Annotated in this window: 15 protein-coding genes; 8 read left to right on the top strand and 7 right to left on the bottom strand. The window is 52.9% G+C overall.

Going from position 1 to position 17,523, the window contains the following annotated elements; all coding sequences use genetic code 11:
* Positions 1–66 precede the first annotated feature (66 nt).
* The 4 genes from X965_RS10170 to X965_RS10155 all read right to left on the bottom strand — a co-directional run bounded on the left by X965_RS10170 (position 67) and on the right by X965_RS10155 (position 3,907).
* The gene (locus tag X965_RS10170; RefSeq protein WP_036408608.1) at positions 67–411 is read right to left on the bottom strand and encodes an AprI/Inh family metalloprotease inhibitor; all 345 of its coding nucleotides are present in this window, start codon (positions 409–411) and stop codon (positions 67–69) included.
* A 52-nt stretch (positions 412–463) separates the two neighbouring features.
* Complete coding sequence (locus tag X965_RS10165) at positions 464–1,918, bottom strand: serralysin family metalloprotease (RefSeq protein ID WP_032097810.1); 1,455 nt, start codon at positions 1,916–1,918, stop codon at positions 464–466.
* A 295-nt stretch (positions 1,919–2,213) separates the two neighbouring features.
* Positions 2,214–2,984 (bottom strand): ABC transporter permease, encoded by a 771-nt coding sequence (locus X965_RS10160; protein WP_004236001.1) that lies wholly within the window; start codon positions 2,982–2,984, stop codon positions 2,214–2,216.
* The gene (locus X965_RS10155) at positions 2,981–3,907 is read right to left on the bottom strand and encodes an ABC transporter ATP-binding protein (protein ID WP_004238932.1); all 927 of its coding nucleotides are present in this window, start codon (positions 3,905–3,907) and stop codon (positions 2,981–2,983) included. The genes X965_RS10160 and X965_RS10155 overlap by 4 nt, the downstream gene beginning before the upstream one ends.
* 184 nt (positions 3,908–4,091) lie before the next feature.
* Here X965_RS10155 and can point away from each other — a divergent pair, with 184 nt between their 5' ends.
* The gene (can, locus tag X965_RS10150; protein ID WP_004236004.1) at positions 4,092–4,751 is read left to right on the top strand and encodes a carbonate dehydratase; all 660 of its coding nucleotides are present in this window, start codon (positions 4,092–4,094) and stop codon (positions 4,749–4,751) included.
* 58 nt (positions 4,752–4,809) lie between these two features.
* On the opposite strand, the gene hpt is transcribed toward can, so the two are convergent.
* Together hpt and cueO are read right to left on the bottom strand one after the other, a co-directional pair.
* On the bottom strand, positions 4,810–5,349 hold the full coding sequence (gene hpt / locus X965_RS10145) for a hypoxanthine phosphoribosyltransferase (protein WP_015422488.1): 540 nt from the start codon (positions 5,347–5,349) through the stop codon (positions 4,810–4,812).
* A gap of 153 nt (positions 5,350–5,502) precedes the next feature.
* Positions 5,503–7,107, bottom strand: a complete 1,605-nt coding sequence (cueO, locus tag X965_RS10140) for a multicopper oxidase CueO (RefSeq protein WP_015422487.1) — start codon at positions 7,105–7,107, stop codon at positions 5,503–5,505.
* Between the two features lie 213 nt (positions 7,108–7,320).
* On the opposite strand from cueO, the gene X965_RS10135 reads away from it, so the two are divergent.
* The 7 genes from X965_RS10135 (at position 7,321) to fbpC (ending at position 15,705) form a co-directional block, all read left to right on the top strand.
* The gene (locus X965_RS10135; RefSeq protein WP_004236008.1) at positions 7,321–7,665 is read left to right on the top strand and encodes a YacC family pilotin-like protein; all 345 of its coding nucleotides are present in this window, start codon (positions 7,321–7,323) and stop codon (positions 7,663–7,665) included.
* Positions 7,666–7,809: 144 nt separating this feature from the next.
* Entirely contained in the window at positions 7,810–8,439 is a 630-nt protein-coding gene (locus X965_RS10130; RefSeq protein ID WP_004236009.1) for a response regulator transcription factor, read from the top strand.
* A gap of 3 nt (positions 8,440–8,442) precedes the next feature.
* Complete coding sequence (locus X965_RS10125) at positions 8,443–9,990, top strand: MASE1 domain-containing protein (RefSeq protein ID WP_004238936.1); 1,548 nt, start codon at positions 8,443–8,445, stop codon at positions 9,988–9,990.
* A gap of 86 nt (positions 9,991–10,076) precedes the next feature.
* A complete protein-coding gene (gene uhpC / locus X965_RS10120; RefSeq protein WP_004236011.1) occupies positions 10,077–11,405 on the top strand; it encodes an MFS transporter family glucose-6-phosphate receptor UhpC in 1,329 nt (442 codons plus the stop codon).
* 17 nt (positions 11,406–11,422) lie between these two features.
* Positions 11,423–12,454 carry an ABC transporter substrate-binding protein gene (locus X965_RS10115; protein ID WP_004236012.1) on the top strand — a complete coding sequence of 344 codons (1,032 nt, stop codon included), beginning with the start codon at positions 11,423–11,425 and terminating at the stop codon, positions 12,452–12,454.
* A 106-nt stretch (positions 12,455–12,560) separates the two neighbouring features.
* Positions 12,561–14,639 (top strand): iron ABC transporter permease, encoded by a 2,079-nt coding sequence (locus X965_RS10110; protein WP_004238938.1) that lies wholly within the window; start codon positions 12,561–12,563, stop codon positions 14,637–14,639.
* Positions 14,640–14,655: 16 nt separating this feature from the next.
* On the top strand, positions 14,656–15,705 hold the full coding sequence (fbpC, locus tag X965_RS10105) for a ferric ABC transporter ATP-binding protein (RefSeq protein ID WP_036417965.1): 1,050 nt from the start codon (positions 14,656–14,658) through the stop codon (positions 15,703–15,705).
* A gap of 70 nt (positions 15,706–15,775) precedes the next feature.
* Here the strand turns inward: fbpC and X965_RS10100 are convergent, their stop codons facing one another.
* Positions 15,776–17,392 (bottom strand): amidohydrolase family protein, encoded by a 1,617-nt coding sequence (locus X965_RS10100; protein ID WP_004238940.1) that lies wholly within the window; start codon positions 17,390–17,392, stop codon positions 15,776–15,778.
* Between the last annotated feature and the right edge of the window lie 131 nt (positions 17,393–17,523).

Below are 17,523 nucleotides of genomic sequence, written 5' to 3'. Positions count from 1 at the left end.
AGGGACTCCGCCCGGCATGTCTGCCGGGATTGATAATATTGTTCACCAGGTAAAAAAGAGAGGTAATTACTCTTTCAGAAGACAGGCGCCATTTTCATGCCAGATTTCCGCGCGGTAACGGCCGGGGGCTTCGGCGGAAAAGAAATAACGTGTGGTGCCGTCTGCAGTAAGAAACGCAATGCCGTCCGGCGCCGGACGCCAGGCCGTTATCTGCGGCTGTGCCGTGAAATGCAGCTGAAACCCGTCTGTTGTGCTGTCGGGAACCGCCGTGAGTCCGACCGGCAGCGTCTGCCCGTCCTCCGTAAACTGCCAGGGCCCCTGAAGCGCTTCTGCAGCGGGAATTTTCTGGCTGATTGCCGCGCTCTGCCCAGATAGCAACAACGAAAACAATAATGGCCGGGATATTTGCATAGTGAATTCCTGAATACTGCGGACGCCGCACCGGCCGCGCCCGCCTGCTGTGTTAAACGATAAAGTCAGTGTGAACGTTCACCTGGCCGGTGATATCCACTCTGAAATCATAGTTGTAAGGATCTCCGCTGATATTAATCAGCAACTCTGTCAGGTTCAGCCCTTCATTGTACCGGAGCTCGGCCGCACCGGCCGCACCGGTAAATTCATCGGTGAAATAAATGAATTTTTCCCCGGCGCTGTTCTGATTCAGTCCCTGTAAATCAATACTGTCCAGGCCGGTTGAAAAATCCCGGATATGATCCGGATGGTCATACAGGGAATCCGTCACCGCCGAGAACACGAAAATATCGTTCCCGGTACCGCCCCACAACTGATCCTGCCCGGCACCACCGTACAGCACATCATCCCCGGCATTGCCTTTCAGAATATTGTCCGCATCATTGCCGATGATCACATCATTTCCGCACCCGCCGAAGGCATTTTCAATCACCACACCGTGTGCAATTGACACATTTCCGCTCAGGCCGCCGACATCCGAGAAATCCCCTTCGCGCAGGGAAATTTTCTGATCCTGCTTATAACGGGAGAAATTCAGGGTGTCATTGCCACCGCCGTCCCAGACGGTGAAAATAAGCTTGTCTGTGATACTCTTTGCGGTGTAATAATCGCGCCCGGTATTGGAACCAAACCCATAAACAGTGTCATCAGTGCGGATGTTATAATTTGCACCGTACAGTTTCTGAATCGCCGTAATGTCATCCAGCAGCGGCGCGGAAGCGTAGTAGCCTTTGTGGTCTGCACCGGTGATTTTCTCACTCCAGTAACTCATCACGCTGTACTGACGGGTATCTTCGGCATAATCCGCATCTTTATAGGAAGGACGCCCCTGACCGGCGTTATAGTTGCCCGGATGATTTAACCCGAGGGTATGACCGATTTCATGAGTAAATGTCAGGCGGCCGTAGTTTCCGGTCACCGGTGTCACATTCAGTGCCCCGGGTTCTGAGCTGTACCAGGACTGGCCGGAAACATCAAAGCCCCGTGAGTCGGTGTACGGATCACCAAAATAATTTTTGGTGTGCGGCAGCCAGGCGTAAGCCTGTGTATATTTATCATTAATATAACCGAAGGTGATATTGGTATAGATTTCCCCCCGGCCGGCGTCCACTTCCTTAAAGGTAATATTTGCCACATCAGCCCATGATTGCAGTGATAAACGGGCCTGATCTTTCTGATAATCATTAAAGCCCGTCAGGCCGGTGTTTCCTGCGCCGTTATAATACATCCCCTCCCATGTCGGGAATGAATAGGTTACTTCCGCGGGCTGCCCGGTCACACCAACACCATTCCAGCCGGTATTGGATCTGGCAATGTAATCTCCGGCCTCAAAGGCATCATATGAAATTTTATTATTAATCCAGCGTCCGTTACCCCGCCCCGGACTGCTTAACACATCATCGATAAACGACCATCCGTCTTCCCTGCCGTATGTAGCGATACCCATAAAAATATCTCCGAATGTAATAATGAAACAGAATGAAATTTATCCTTAAACATCAGTACACAGCCGGTTTTTACCGGCCCGCACACGATAAACACATTAATTTAATTAATCTATATTCCGGAGGATAAACGCATACTAATTCTGTGATTTAGCTTTGGCAGGCGCAGGAACGGGAGAAGGTCTGTATTAATCGGGGATAAACCGAGGAAAAATAATTACATAGCGCAGGAAAATTATCAGGACAGATACAAAAAACCCGGCAACCATATGCCGGGTTTTTTATCAGAAAGCAGGGTCAGGTTCTCAGTCCGCGCCCTTTCTCAATCAGGCGCCATGTGAGCAGATAAAATACGGCAATAAACAGGCTCAGTACCCCGAGAGTGGTGGTCAGGGAGACATCACTGATACCAAGGAAACCATAACGGAAGCCGCTGATCATATAGACAATCGGGTTCAGTTTGGACACCGCCTGCCAGAACGCCGGTAACAGCGTCAGGGAGTAAAACACCCCGCCCAGGTAGGTCAGCGGCGTCAGGACAAACGTCGGGATAATGCTGATATCATCAAAGCTTTTCGCAAACAGTGCGTTAAGCAGCCCCGCCAGCGAGAACAGAATCGAGGTCATCAGCAGCGTGGCAATGATCATAAACCAGGAGTGGATCTGTAACGGCACAAAGAACAGAGATACTAATGTGACCAGGATCCCGACCAGTACACCGCGCGCCACACCACCACCGACAAACCCGGCGATAATGACATGGGTCGGCACCGGAGCCACCAGCAGTTCCTCAATACTTTTCTGGAATTTTGCCCCGAAAAAAGAAGAGGATACGTTGGCATAGGAGTTCGTAATCACTGACATCATAATCAGGCCGGGCACGATAAACTGCATGTAACCGACACCGCCCATTTCACCGATCCGGTTACCGATAAGATTACCGAAAATAATAAAATAGAGTGACATGGTGATCACCGGCGGGATCAGCGTCTGGATCCAAATCCGCATAAAACGGGTGATTTCTTTGCGCCAGATTGTTTTCAGCGCCACCCAGTACAGCGACATCATTTTGCAGCCTCCAAATCATGATTCACCAGATGCACAAATAATTCCTCCAGCCGGTTCGCTTTGTTGCGCATACTTAACACATCAATGCCCTGCGCATTCAGCTGGGCAAAAACACCGTTCAGCCCCTGTTCACGGCGGACATCCACCTCCAGCGTTGAGGTGTCAGTCAGCCGGAATGTATAACCCTCAAGCTGCGGCAGCGGGTTTTTCGAGCCCAGATCGAGGATAAAGGTTTCCGATTCCAGCTTACCGAGCAGCGCTTTCATACTGGTGTTTTCCACCAGTTCACCGTGCTGGATAATCCCGATATTGCGGCACAGCATTTCCGCTTCCTCGAGATAGTGCGTGGTGAGAATGATCGTGGTGCCCTGCGCATTCAGGGTTTTGAGGAACCCCCACATGGAGCGGCGCAGTTCGATATCCACCCCGGCGGTCGGTTCGTCGAGGATCAGCAGTTTCGGCTGATGCATCAGTGCGCGGGCAATCATCAGCCGGCGCTTCATCCCGCCGGACAGACGCATCGCGCGCTCATCACGTTTTTCCCACAAATCCAGCTGCGTTAAGTAGGTTTTCGCCCGCTCCTGCGCCAGTTTGTGCGGCACCCCGTAATAGCCCGCCTGCTGTAAGACAATCTGCAGTACGGTCTCAAACGGGTTGAAGTTAAACTCCTGCGGTACCAGGCCGAGCTGACGTTTGGCTAAAACCAGGTCGGTATCGATGTCATAACCGAACACGGAGACTTTGCCGCCGGTTTTGTTCACCAGTGAACTGATGATCCCGATGGTGGTGGATTTTCCCGCGCCGTTCGGACCCAGCAGGGCGTAGAAATCGCCGGCACTGACTTTCAGGTCAATTCCCCGTAAAGCCTGCACGCCTCCGGCATACTGCTTGGTTAATTGTGATATTTCCAGTGCATAGGTCATAACAGAAAAATACCTTTTTAATTTAGAAATTTGGGTGCAATATAAACCGAAATAATACCTGCGAACCGGAATCGGTTCTTGACAATTTGTCTTCTTTGCTGAAATTATTTAATAACAATTTATTAAAATTTAAATTTTTTATACAAAAGATTCTAGCTAAAGGATCTGCAACAGGCTATCCGTCATGATGAAAAAAATCGAAGAGCTGTTTGCCAATAACAAACAGTGGTCCGAATCTGTAAACGAAAAAGATCCGGAATTTTTCAAAGAGTTAGCACAGGCTCAAAAGCCGCGTTTTCTCTGGATCGGCTGCTCCGACAGCCGTGTTCCCGCTGAAAAACTGATCGAAGCAGCACCGGGCGATCTGTTTGTTCACCGTAATGTGGCAAACCTTGTCATCCATACCGACCTGAACTGCCTGTCCGTCATCCAGTATGCCGTGGATGTGCTCCAGGTTGAACATATTATCGTCTGCGGTCACTACAACTGCGGTGGTATTCAGGCCGCGATTGAGGGCACCGAACTGGGGCTTATCAACAACTGGTTACTGCATATCCGTGATATCTGGTATCAGCACAGCTCCCTGCTGGGCGAACTCGCACCACAGGACCGCATCAACCGTCTGTGTGAACTGAATGTGGTGGAACAGGTGTATAACCTGGGTCACTCCACCATTATGCAGGCAGCGTGGAAACGCGGCCAGCGTGTGATGATCCACGGCTGGATCTACGGGATTAACAACGGCCTGCTGCATGATCTGGATATCAGCTCTGACAGCCGCGAAAAAATGGAACTGGCTTACCGCCAGGCCGTGGCCAAACTTTCAAATATGCCGTCGTCCTGATCACCGTAAAAGCAAACGGCACCTTCGGGTGCCGTTTTTATATTCACAACCGGACACATTACTCTTCCAGCAGTGTCACATGGCCGATATACGGCAGGTGGCGGTAGCTCTGGGCGTAGTCGATGCCGTAACCGACCACAAATTTGTCTTCGATTGCGTAGCCGACCCAGTCAACCGGCACATCCACTTCACGGCGGGACGGTTTATCCAGCAGGGTGCAGATAGCCACAGAGTTCGGGCCGCGCAGAGACAGAATGTCGCGCACGCGGTGCAGTGTATTGCCGGAATCAATGATATCTTCCACGATCAGCACGTCTTTGCCGCGGATATCTTCGTCCAGGTCTTTGACAATTTTCACATCACGGGTGGACGAGGTGCCGCTGCCGTAACTGGATACCGTCATAAAATCGACTTCATGCGGAACATCAATTTTACGGCACAGGTCGGCCATAAAAATAAAAGATCCTTTCAGTAACCCGACTAAGACCAGCTCTTTGTTGCTGTGACGATAGTGTGCGGAAATTTCGCTGCCGAGATCGGCAACGCGCTGCTGAATCTCAGCTTCGGAGATCATTGTATCTAAGGTGTGTTTCTTCATGATTTTTTTGTCGTCAACGGTACGCTGTTTCAGTGGTTCGGCATTAAACCCGGTTTAATACCGGTCAGAAAGCGCGTTAGTTTAGCATACCACGGACAGATAAACAGTATCCGCGCCATGACTGACGCGGATTGTCACCGGTTAATTTTATATTCAGGCAGTGACAGTAAAGCCGGTCATCATACCGGTATCTTCATGTTCCAGCAGGTGACAGTGCGCCATAAACGGATGCGCATTGGTGGCCGGATGATCGAATTTCACCAGCACTTCGCTGACATTACCTTCTATCCGCACCATATCTTTCCAGCCCTGCCGGTGGGCCGCAGGTGTACGTCCGCCCTCGCTGAGAATACGGAAACGGGTGCCGTGGATATGGAACGGGTGCAGCATCATGTCGCCGACACCGGAGATAATCCAGCGCTCCGCCTGTCCCTGTTTCACATCAAAAGCGCTTTCGGTCATGGAGAACGGGATGCCGTTGATGCTGTTGGCGTTCATCAGATCAACCTCACCGGAGCCGCAGTGGCCGCCGCGCATACCGCGTCCCATACCATTATTATTCATTCCGCCCATATGCCCGCCGCTCATATGGCCACCCATGCCGCCGTGCATGCCCATCCCGGCCATCGCCTGCGGGCCGTATTTGTCGGTCAGCATCATCATGCCCTGCATATCGAGGCGCATATCCATCATCAGACGGAACTCACGCACCGGCAGACGGGAGGTGTCGATCAGGGCAGGCATGGCGGCCAGCACATCCGGCAGCTTACCACGCGCGGCATCGAGAGTCGGGCGGATGGACAGCACCGGCAGCGGGCCGTCAAACGGTGCCAGGGTCATCCCCATCTGACGAACCGGCAAGGTGACAATATCAAAGACTTTTCCGTCCGATGTATCCACCAGCACTTCAAACCGTTCCCCCGGCAGCATCGGCAGTTCCTGCACTTTTACCGGTTCGGCCAGCAGACCGCCGTCACTGCCGACCACATACAGCGGACGTCCGTCACCGGCGGCCATCCGCAGACTGCGGGCGTTACAGCCGTTGAGCAGCCGCAGGCGCAACCAGCCGCGCGGAGCCATATGCTGCGGGTAAACCGCACCGTTGGTGAGCATAGTGTCACCAAACCAGCCGACCGCCGCTGACATCACATCCAGCTGATAATCAATTTCGCCGTCTGCAGTCAGACGCTTATCCTGCAGTACCACCGGGATATCATCAATGCCCCACTCCCCCGGCAGACCGGTTGAGGCGGTATTGTCATCCTCAATCAGCACCAGCCCGGCCAGTCCCATCGCGACCTGATGACCGGTTTTGCCATGGGTGTGCGGGTGGAACCAGCAGGTGGCTTCCGGCTGATCCGGCGTGAAACTGACCGTGCGGGTGCCGCCCGGGGCGATAATGGCCTGCGGCCCGCCATCCTGCTCTCCGCTGATCTCCAGACCGTGCCAGTGAACCGTGGTCGCTTCCGGCAGTTTATTGACGATATCCACCGTCACCGGTTTACCGCGCCGCAGTTTCAGTGCCGGGCCCAGTAAATCACCGTTATATCCCCAGGTTTGGGTGGTTTTGCCGGGAATAAACGCCATTTTCCCCTGCTGAATATTCAGGGTGATTTTTTGGGCATTATCCGCTGTTAACAGGGGCGGAATACCGAGAGCCGGGCGTTCCTGTGCCGCAAAAGCAAACCGGCTCCATGCCGGCAGCATCGTGGCAGCACCTAGGAATGCGCTATATTTCAAAAAATCGCGTCGTTGCATGATATGCTTCCTTTATCATCAGTGGTGATATGCTATGACAAAATGATTGGGTTCTGTTATAGCGCAGGCTAAACCCTGCCCTAAGGGCAAGGTCAATGTATTCCCTTCTCCGGAATAAGGGCTTTACACCACTTTAGTCAGCGGATGACATTCGCGACAAAACTATTAAAATCTTCACATAAACTGACAGGCGCCACCGGTAAACTACTTACTATGAAAATATTCATTCACGCTTTATTCAGCTGTGCCCTGCTGCTTTCCCTGCCCGCGAAAGCGCTGACGCCGTCACAGGCTGAAGACCTCGCCGGACTGACTGCGGTTTTTATTTATCTGAAAAATGATTGCGGCTACGGGGATTTACCGAATGCCCGCATCGAAAAAGCGATCTTACTGTTTGCCAAAAGTAACCGCTGGGATATGAGCAATTATGATACCCGGCAGATGGCGGAAATGAATAAAGAGAACTATTTCGACATCAAACATATAAAGCTGCCGGAAAACTACAAATGCACCGCACTGGCCCGTGATTCACTGCCGTTGCTTGCCTATGTGAAATAATTTACCTGCAACCGAATCGGTTAAGCGGTAAAAAAACAGCCGGGGAGCGGATTTCTGTATGAATATCCTCGATTATCACCCGCTATATTGATATAACCTCTGTCAATAATTGATCCCTTTCTGCTGATAATACGCTGTCCGGACATGATAAAAATAGCGCTCATCGATGACCATGTAGTTGTGCGATCCGGTTTCGCCCAGCTCCTGACACTGGAGCCGGATATTACCATCGCCGGACAATATGCCAGTGCCGCGGAAGCCTGGCCCGCACTGACCCGTCCGGATATTGATGTGGTGATCATGGATATTTCCATGCCGGATGAAAACGGATTACAGCTGCTCGCCCGCCTGCGGGAGCGCAAAACCTCCTTCCGTACCATCATTCTCAGTATTTATGATACCCCGGCCTTTGTGCAGAGCGCGCTGGACGCCGGTGCCAGTGCGTATCTCACCAAACGCTGCGGCCCGGAAGAGCTGGTTCAGGCTGTGCGTTCCGTGCATCAGGGCGGCTGCTATCTGTGTGCGGATGCCATGCGTGCACTGCGCCAGTCACCGCCGGAAAACCGGGCGCTGGAAGAGCTGACCCCGCGTGAACGTGAGGTGTTTGATCTGCTGGTGGCCGGGATGAGTGTGCGGGCGATTGCGGATAAACTCGAACTCAGCCATAAAACCGTCCATGTCCACCGCGCCAATGTGCTGGGCAAACTGCAGTGTGACAGTACGATCGATCTGGTTCATTTTGCCCTGGCGCATCACCTTATCGCGGGGCAATAAGCCATGAGGCGCGGCGCTCGTCTGCTGTTACAGTCGGTATTTCTGCTGTTTACCTATTCCCTGACCTGGATAGGTTTGTGGATCATCGGTTTTTATCTCAGTCAGAACAGTGTGCTGTCCGCCTTTTTCCTGCCGGAAGGGTTGCGGCTGGCGCTGATGATCCTGCTGTGGCGGCGCTTCTGGCCGACCCTGCTGCTGGCGGAGCTGCTGCTGAATATCTGGCTGGCACAGGAACAATTGCTGTCACAGCCGGTGATCCTGCTGTCGCCGCTGCTGAGTCTTATCACCGCCTTTATTATCCAGACCACCTGGTGGCGCTACACCCTTTACTGGCAGCGCCTGTTACTGCTGATCGCCGGTGTCGGTATCAACAGCCTGCTGCATACCCTGGTGTTCAGCCTGCTGACGCCGCTGAGTGTGACCCAGATTTTCCTCACCACGCTGACCGGCGGTATTCTGCTGACACCGTTTGTCTATCTGATCTATGAATATCTCCATGAACAGCATTTCCGCCTGATCCTGGATTACGGCACGCCGGATCCGCAGCTGCGCACTTCGCTGCTGATGTGGTGTTTTCTGTTCTGTCTGGCCGGGCTCAGCGCCCAGCTCTTTTTTACCCCGGAAATTGAGCGCCTGCTGGTGCTGCTGGTGTTTATCCCCAATGTCTTTATGGCCTACCGCTACGGCTGGCAGGGCGGCGTGCTCTCTGCCCTGCTCGGCAGTCTGATCATCACCTTTGCCCGCCAGTTTAACGGCGCATTTGCCGATTTACAGGAATTGCAGATGTTTATGAGCACCCAGGCGTTGATTGGTATCGGCCTCGGGATTGCCATCAGCCGTCAGCAGCAGCTGTCGCGTAATCTGCAGCGCTACCGCGAACGGCTGGAGCAGGAATTACAGGCGCGGCGTGACCTGATGCAGCAACTGGTGCATACGGAAGAGGATGTCAAAAAAGCGATTGCCCGCGAACTGCATGATGAAATCGGCCAGAACATCACGGCGATTCAGATCCAGTCGATGCTGGTCAGAAAAACCGCGCCGGATCCGCAAAGCAGCCGTGCGGCAGCACAAATCAATGAACTGGCACAGAAAATTCATCAGTCCACCCGCCAGCTTTTACGGGAACTGCGTCCGCCGGTGCTGAGTGAAATGTCTCTTGAAAATGCACTGCGCCATCTGATTACGGAATTTGCGTTCGGGGAAAACGGCATTCAGTGCGAGTTTCATTATGAACTGAAACAGCCGCCGGAAAATGAAACTGTGCTGTTCACGCTTTACCGGCTTGTACAGGAATTGTTAAATAATATCAGTAAGCATGCCGGAGCCACCCACATCCTCATCATACTGAGACAGCAACGTGACACGATACAGCTCCATGTCTCTGATAACGGTATCGGTATCCCGGAGAGCAAACGCCGCGGCGGCTTTGGTCTGCGCGGTATTGAGGAACGGGTCAGGGCACTCGGCGGCGACTGGACACTGACCACCACCGGCGGGACCCGGATTATTGTTAACCTGCCCACATTTTCTGATGAAAATCACGAAAACTAAGACTTATTCCTAGTCATCTACTACCTTCTCTCATCCTTTTTATTGACAGATTGATTACATTTGCAGCCTGAACGGGACATAACGTAATGGCCGGAAAACAGACCAAAACCATGGATAAAACCTATCGATTCTGGCGCAATAAACTGATGTTATCGATGATAATCGGTTACGCCACGTTTTATCTGACCCGCAAGAGCTTTAACTTTGTGATGCCGGTGATGCAGACAGAACTGCATCTCGATAAAAGCGATATCGGCCTGATAGCGACCGCATTTTACCTGAGTTACGGCATCTCAAAATTTGTATCGGGGATTTTCCACGATATCACCGGTTACCGCTGGTTTATGGGCGCCGGGCTGTTTATGACCGGCGTGCTGAATATTGTCTTTGCCTGGTGCCTGTCATTTCCTGCCCTGCTGATTGTCTGGACACTGAACGGGTTTTTCCAGGGCTGGGGCTGGCCGCCGTGCGCGCGCATCCTGACACACTGGTATTCGCGCAATGAACGCGGCTTCTGGTGGGGATTGTGGAATATCTCCATCAGCCTCGGCGGCATTACCCTGCCGCTGCTGACCGCCTGGCTGGCAACCCGTTACAGCTGGCAGACCGCCCTGATAGTGCCGGGCATTATCGGGATGGTGACCGGCCTGTGGCTGTGCAGCCGGTTACACGGCACGCCACAGGAGGAAGGATTACCGACTGTCGGACAATGGCGGCATGACCCGTCAGAACTGCGTCAGGAGCAGTTATCCCCGCCGCTGCCGATGCGGGTGATCCTGAAAGAGACAATTTTATGTAACCGGATGATCTGGTTACTCGGTTTCTCCTACATTCTCGTTTATCTCATCCGGATGGCGATCAATGACTGGGGAAACCTGTGGTTATCCGAAACACACGGCAGCAATCTGCTCAGTGCCAATGCCACATTGTCACTGTTTGAACTGGGCGGTTTGCTGGGTGCGGTCTGTGCGGGCTGGGGGTCGGATATTTTATTCCGTGGTCAGCGCGCCCCGATGATTCTGCTGTTTTCCCTCGGCCTGTTTATTGCTGTCAGCGCCCTGTGGTTAATACCGATTCATCACTACGGACTGCTGGCGGCGTGTTTCTTCAGTACCGGCTTTTTTGTATTCGGGCCGCAAATGTTAATCGGACTGGCGGCGACAGAATATTGCCATAAAAAAGCCGCCGGTACGGTAACGGGTTACCTTGGTCTTTACGCCTACTTAGGGGCGGCAATGGCCGGGTGGCCGCTCGCGCAGGTCATGGCACATTACGGCTGGCAGGGCATGTTTACCCTGCTGACCAGTGCCGCGGCACTGACGGGATTACTGCTGATGCCGCTGCTGATAGCTAATGTCAGCAAGCGGGAACATCTGGCAGGCTCTGTTTCACTCTCCGATGACAGAACCCTATAATAAGGAATGAACTGATAATGAAACTCAAGACCCTCTCTGCTCTCGCTGCCGCCGGTTTATCACTGGCTGCTGTTACCACATCCGCTAATGCCGCCGGTCGTCTGGTGGTTTACTGCAGCGCGACCAACGCCATGTGTGAAGCTGAAACACAGGCTTTCGCCAAAAAATACGATGTGAAAACCACATTTGTCCGTAACGGTTCCGGCAGCACCCTGGCCAAGATCGAAGCGGAAAAACGTAACCCGCAGGCTGACGTCTGGTACGGCGGTACATTAGATCCGCATTCACAGGCGGGTGAGATGGATCTGCTGGAGGCGTACAAATCCCCGAATTTAGATCAGATCATGCCGCAGTTCCGTGATCCGGCCAAACGCAAAGGCAACTACTCTTCTGCGGTTTATGTCGGCATCTTAGGTTTCGGTGTGAACAAAGATCGTCTGAAAGAGAAAGGCCTGCCAATCCCGACCTGCTGGAAAGATCTGACCAAGCCGGAATACAAAGGCGAAATCCAGATTGCTGACCCGCAGAGCTCCGGTACGGCTTACACTGCGCTGGCGACATTTGACCAGCTGTGGGGCACCGATCAGGCATTCGATTACCTGAAAAAACTCAACAGCAATATCTCCCAGTACACCAAATCCGGTATTGCCCCTGCGCGTAACGCCGCCCGTGGTGAATCCGCTATCGGTATCGGCTTCCTGCACGACTATTCCCTGGAAGTGGAAAACGGTGCACCGCTGGAGTTAATTTCCCCGTGTGAAGGAACCGGTTATGAAATCGGTGGTATCAGTATCCTGAAAAATGCCCGTAACATGGACAACGCCAAACTGTTCGTGGATTTCGTGCTGTCCAAAGAAGCCCAGGAAATCAGCTGGAAAGAGGGTAAATCTTACCAGATCCTGACCAATACCACGGCTGAATCCTCACCAATGTCACTGAAACTCTCTGATCTGAAACTGATCAACTACGATATGGATAAATACGGTGATGCTGAAACCCGTAAGAATCTGATCAACAAGTGGGTCACCGAAGTCAAAATGAGTAAGTAATGTTGTCTGCCGCGCGGTGTTCTGCCGCGCGGTCTTGTTTTTATTATAATAATTATATTGTCTTGTCTCATTCTCCTGAATGAAGACGGGCAAGGGAGATTCTTTAATGTCTGAAACCCTGACTCTGCCTTCAAAACAGGGACGGGATTCCATCTTCTTATGGCTGCTGATCGCGTGGCTGGGCTTTGCCCTGCTGCCGTCCTGGAGCCTGGATTATGGTTTAACCGACTCCACATCAGATGAAATTCTTGCCGCTTACGGCTGGCACGGGCTGAATGTCAGCTGGCTCTGGTATCTGCTGCCGTCAGTACTGTTTTTCCGCTCACTGACACCCGCTTCCCGCGACCAGCGCGGACGCCACTATACCGATATTGCGGTAGCCGTTCTGACGGCAGTGGTGGCGGTAGTCAGCGCCGTATGGGAAGGAAAAGGTCTCGGCTATTCCGCCATTGTGCTGTTTATCTCGCTCGGCATGATTATGACCCTCGCCCTCAAACGCCTGGAATGGCTGGGTGGTGACCAGTTTGTTATCGGCTCACTGATTGCGGTGGTCGGGCTGATTGCGCTGTTTATTGTATTCCCGAGTATCGCGATTTTTATCCCGATGTTCACCGACAATAACGGGGATTTCGCGCCGTTCGCGTTTGTGTCGATTCTCACACAGTCCCATATTGTGCAGGTCATCTGGAACTCCGTGATGCTCTCACTGGCAGTCGGTGCGGGCTGTACCTTCTTCGGTCTGATTCTGGCGATTTATACCAGCCGTATCGCAAAACGCTCGGCAATTATCGGCCGCGTGTTCTCCATCCTGCCGATTGTCACCCCGCCGTTTATTGTCGGCCTGGGTGTCACCCTGATGATGGGACGTTCCGGTTATGTGACCGAATTCCTCGCCACGTATGCGGGGCTGGAAAACACCAACTGGCTGTACGGCTTTACCGGGATCTGGCTGGCCCAGGTGCTCGCCTTTACGCCGATGTCCTTTATGATCCTCGACGGTGCCATCAAAACCATTCACCCGTCGCTGGAAGAAGCGTCTTACACCCTGCGCGCCAACCGTTTCCAGACGTTCTTCAACGTCTTTATGCCACTGCTGAAACCGGCGCTGGCTAACGCCTTCCTGATTGTGATTGTACAGTCACTGGCAGACTTCAGTAACCCGCTGGTCCTCGGCGGTAACTTTGACGTGCTTGCCACCCAGATTTACTTCTATATCACCGGCTCCCAGCTCGATTATCAGGCGGCCAGTACCCTCGGCGCCTCCCTGCTGGTCTTCTCGCTGCTGGTCTTCTGTGTGCAGTATATGTGGATCGGCAAACGTTCTTATGTCACGGTGTCCGGTAAATCTTACCGCGGTGATGTACAGCCGCTGCCTGCCGCGCTGGTTGCGTTTGTCACCACCTTCCTCACCATCTGGGTTGTCTTCAACCTGGTACTGTACGGCAGCATCTTCTACGGCAGCTTTACCGTGAACTGGGGCGTGGATTACACCTTAACCCTGGATAACTTTATCAAGCTGTTCGGTCAGGGCATGAATGACGGCGCATGGCCTTCACTGCTCGATACCCTGCTCTACGCCGGGATTGCCGCACCAATCACCGCCGTGCTCGGCCTGCTGATCGCCTACATTGTGGTGCGCCAGGAATTCCGCGGCAAAAAGACCATCGAATTTACCACGATGCTCTGCTTCGCGGTGCCGGGAACCGTGGCGGGTGTGTCTTACATCCTCGCCTTTAACGATTCTCCGTTCTATTTAACCGGGACGGCGGCAATCGTGATTATCTCCATGACGATGCGAAATGTGCCGGTCGGGATCCGTGCCGGTATCGCCGGTCTGGGGCAAATCGACAAATCCCTGGACGAGGCGTCACTCAGCCTGCGTGCCGGTTCGATGCGGACAATCTTCCACATCCTGCTGCCGCTGCTGCGTCCGGCGATTCTGTCGGCACTGATTTACAGCTTTGTCCGCGCCATCACCACGGTCAGTGCCATTGTGTTCCTCGTGACACCAGACACCCGTGTGGCAACCGCCTATATTCTGAACCGCGTGGAAGACGGCGAGTACGGCGTGGCCATTGCCTATGGCTCAATCCTGATCGTCGTGATGCTGGCGATTATTTTCCTGTTCGACTTTTTGATTGGCGAAGCCCGTGTTTCACGTTCCAAAGCCAAAAATGCACAGTAATCATGGAGTAACCGACATGACACAACAAAGTTTTGTTGAATTAAAAAATGTGACTAAACGCTTTGGCACCAACACGGTCATCGACGATTTAAGTCTTTCTATTCCGGCGGGCAGCATGGTCACCCTGCTCGGCCCGTCCGGCTGCGGAAAAACCACCGTGCTGCGTCTGGTGGCGGGGCTGGAAAAACCGACCGAAGGTAAGATGTTCATTGACGGCGAAGATGTCACAGACCGTTCCATCCAGCAGCGTGATATCTGTATGGTGTTCCAGTCTTACGCGCTGTTCCCGCATATGTCCCTCGGCGATAACGTCGGTTACGGGCTGAAAATGCTGGGCCGCCCGAAAGCGGAAGTGAAAGAGCGGGTGGAGGAAGCACTGGAGCTGGTGGATCTGGCCGGATTCGCGGATCGCTTTGTCGATCAGATCTCCGGTGGTCAGCAGCAGCGTGTTGCACTGGCCCGTGCCCTGATCCTCAAACCGAAAGTGCTGTTATTTGATGAGCCACTGAGTAACCTCGATGCCAACCTGCGCCGCAGCATGCGGGAAAAAATCCGTGAATTGCAGCAGCAGTTTAATATCACCTCTCTGTATGTGACCCACGACCAGAGCGAGGCCTTTGCGGTCTCGGATATGGTACTGGTGATGAACAAAGGGAAAATTATGCAGCTGGGATCGCCGCAGGAGCTGTATCGTCAGCCTGCCTCGAAGTTTATGGCGAGCTTTATGGGTGATGCCAATATCTTCCCGGCGACACTGACCGGTGATGCCGTTGAGATTTTCAGCTACCGCCTGCCGCGTCCGCCGCAGTTCGTCACGGACAAAAGCAGCGTTACTGTCGGTGTCCGTCCGGAGGCCATTACCCTGAGTTTGCTGGGTGATGAGAGCCAGCGCTGCACCGTGTCTCATGTGGCCTATATGGGGCCGCAGTATGAAGTGACCGTCGACTGGCACGGCCAGTCCATGCTGCTGCAGATTAATGCCACACAATTGCAGCCGTCTGTCGGCGACAGTCTGTTCCTGCAAATCCACCCTTACGGTATGTTTATTCTGCCGGAAGAGCAGTAATTTTCCCCTGAAATACAAAACCGCTTCCTCACGGAAGCGGTTTTTTGTGTTGCTCACACTGCCCGGTCAATTATTTTTTATAGCTGTAACCGGCTGAGAAATTCTCACGCGCCTGCTCCTGAGCGGCATCGAAGAAGGTTGCCACCTCTTCTGCTGTCTGTTTCGGCAGCTTTTTCGCCGCTTTCTGAATACGGCGCAGTGCTTCTGTCGCATCAGAACGGATTTTGTCGGTATTCTGCTGTGTCAGCTTACCAAAGCGTTTTTTCACATCGCCGTTGATAATCACCGTATCCACACCGGATGATGTGGTCTGCAGAACCACTGAGCCCGCCGGATAACTGGACGGTACGAAGGCTTCTTTCTGGGAAACGATAATAATATCCGCTTTTTTACCTTTGGTAATCGAGCCGATCTCTTTCTCCATCCCCATCGCTTCCGCACTGCCGTGTGTTGCCCAGGTCAGCGCATCGCGCACACTCAGGTCAATTTTGGTGGTGGTTTTGCCGGTGCGGTTTGCTTCTGCTTCGCTGTCCATACAACGCTGGAACTGAAGACCCAGACGCATCTGCGAGAACAGGTCACCGGAGCCGACACAGACAATATCGCTGCTCAGGCCGGGTTTAAAACCGTGGTCAAGACTGGCGCGGAACGGCGGACGCCCCATCCCCATCTGCATTTCAGTTTCCGGCGCGATAGAGACTTTACCGCCGGTCTCTTTCAGGATTTTCCACTCGCTGTTATCCAGCGAAGTACAGTGAATGTGGAGATGGCCGGGCTTCAGCAGATTATTGTGTTTCAGCTCATGTAACCCTTTCAGCAGAATGGATTTTTCTGCCGCACCGGTATGAGATGCCACAAAGATACCCAGGTCATTGGCCAGCTCAATCTCTTTCGCGGTATGCGCAAACGGAATGGTACCGAAATCACTCAGCAGCACACCCATCTGGTTCAGGGTTTTATTACCGGAACCATAATATTGCTGATGAATATTTTTCATCACATCCAGGCGCTGCTGATGGCTGCGGAACCGGTTACTGCCTTTATAATCATAGGCCTGCATACCATAAGCATAGATACTGCGGATCCCGGAGGCACGCAGGGATTCAATCGCCGCCGGCGCATGATCCGGTGAGTTAACACAGTCACAGCAGTCAAGAATGGTGGTTACCCCGGCATTCAGTGCCTCAACCGATCCCACCAGTGCCGCCATGCGGATATCTTCCGGCTCCATGACTGAACCGATGCCGTAGAAAGTAGAGCCGAGGAAACCGGCCAGTGACATATCCGCGGAGATCCCGCGCAGCAGTGACATCCAGGTATGACGGTGGCTGTCGATAATCCCCGGCAGGATAATACCGCCGTCCGCATCAATCAGCTCCGCATCAACCCCGGCAAATTTGGACACCGGGCCGACATCGACGATTTTATCGCCGTCAACCAGCACCGCACCGTCTTCAATATCACCATACTGCTCATCCATAGTGATAAGATAGCCGTTATAAATCAGCTTCTTACGCTTATCTGTTTTGATATAACTTTTATTTTTATCATCTGCCCCTGTCAGCACGGCATTGCCGCCTGCTAATGCAGAATGGCTGCCGAGCGCACCGGCCGCCAGCCCCATTGTGCCGAGACCGGCATTTTTCAGGAAAGATCGTCTTGAAGGATCCTGCGCTTTTTCTGTCATTTGATTATTACTCCTCACACGGTTAACAGACACCATAAGTGTACTAATTAGTACGGTTTTTAAAGTCTAACAAGACTCATTTGTATTAACCAGTACATATTGTGTGATTTCCTGAATTGACAGATACCGGG

The sequence above is a fragment of the Morganella sp. EGD-HP17 genome (assembly GCF_000512315.2).
Classification (GTDB): Bacteria; Pseudomonadota; Gammaproteobacteria; order Enterobacterales; family Enterobacteriaceae; genus Morganella; species Morganella morganii.
This window is presented reverse-complemented; position numbering and strand designations above follow the sequence as displayed.

Bases quoted from the DNA above. Each gene is read 5' to 3' on its own strand.
- X965_RS10160 (WP_004236001.1), bottom strand. From the start codon at position 2,984: ATGATGTCGCTGTACTGGGTGGCGCTGAAAACAATCTGGCGCAAAGAA.
- X965_RS10100 (WP_004238940.1), bottom strand. From the start codon at position 17,392: ATGACAGAAAAAGCGCAGGATCCTTCAAGACGATCTTTCCTGAAAAAT.
- can (WP_004236004.1), top strand. From the start codon at position 4,092: ATGATGAAAAAAATCGAAGAGCTGTTTGCCAATAACAAACAGTGGTCC.
- X965_RS10135 (WP_004236008.1), top strand. From the start codon at position 7,321: ATGAAAATATTCATTCACGCTTTATTCAGCTGTGCCCTGCTGCTTTCC.
- X965_RS10155 (WP_004238932.1), bottom strand. From the start codon at position 3,907: ATGACCTATGCACTGGAAATATCACAATTAACCAAGCAGTATGCCGGA.
- X965_RS10110 (WP_004238938.1), top strand. From the start codon at position 12,561: ATGTCTGAAACCCTGACTCTGCCTTCAAAACAGGGACGGGATTCCATC.
- X965_RS10130 (WP_004236009.1), top strand. From the start codon at position 7,810: ATGATAAAAATAGCGCTCATCGATGACCATGTAGTTGTGCGATCCGGT.
- X965_RS10115 (WP_004236012.1), top strand. From the start codon at position 11,423: ATGAAACTCAAGACCCTCTCTGCTCTCGCTGCCGCCGGTTTATCACTG.
- cueO (WP_015422487.1), bottom strand. From the start codon at position 7,107: ATGCAACGACGCGATTTTTTGAAATATAGCGCATTCCTAGGTGCTGCC.
- fbpC (WP_036417965.1), top strand. From the start codon at position 14,656: ATGACACAACAAAGTTTTGTTGAATTAAAAAATGTGACTAAACGCTTT.
- uhpC (WP_004236011.1), top strand. From the start codon at position 10,077: ATGGCCGGAAAACAGACCAAAACCATGGATAAAACCTATCGATTCTGG.
- X965_RS10170 (WP_036408608.1), bottom strand. From the start codon at position 411: ATGCAAATATCCCGGCCATTATTGTTTTCGTTGTTGCTATCTGGGCAG.
- X965_RS10165 (WP_032097810.1), bottom strand. From the start codon at position 1,918: ATGGGTATCGCTACATACGGCAGGGAAGACGGATGGTCGTTTATCGAT.
- X965_RS10125 (WP_004238936.1), top strand. From the start codon at position 8,443: ATGAGGCGCGGCGCTCGTCTGCTGTTACAGTCGGTATTTCTGCTGTTT.
- hpt (WP_015422488.1), bottom strand. From the start codon at position 5,349: ATGAAGAAACACACCTTAGATACAATGATCTCCGAAGCTGAGATTCAG.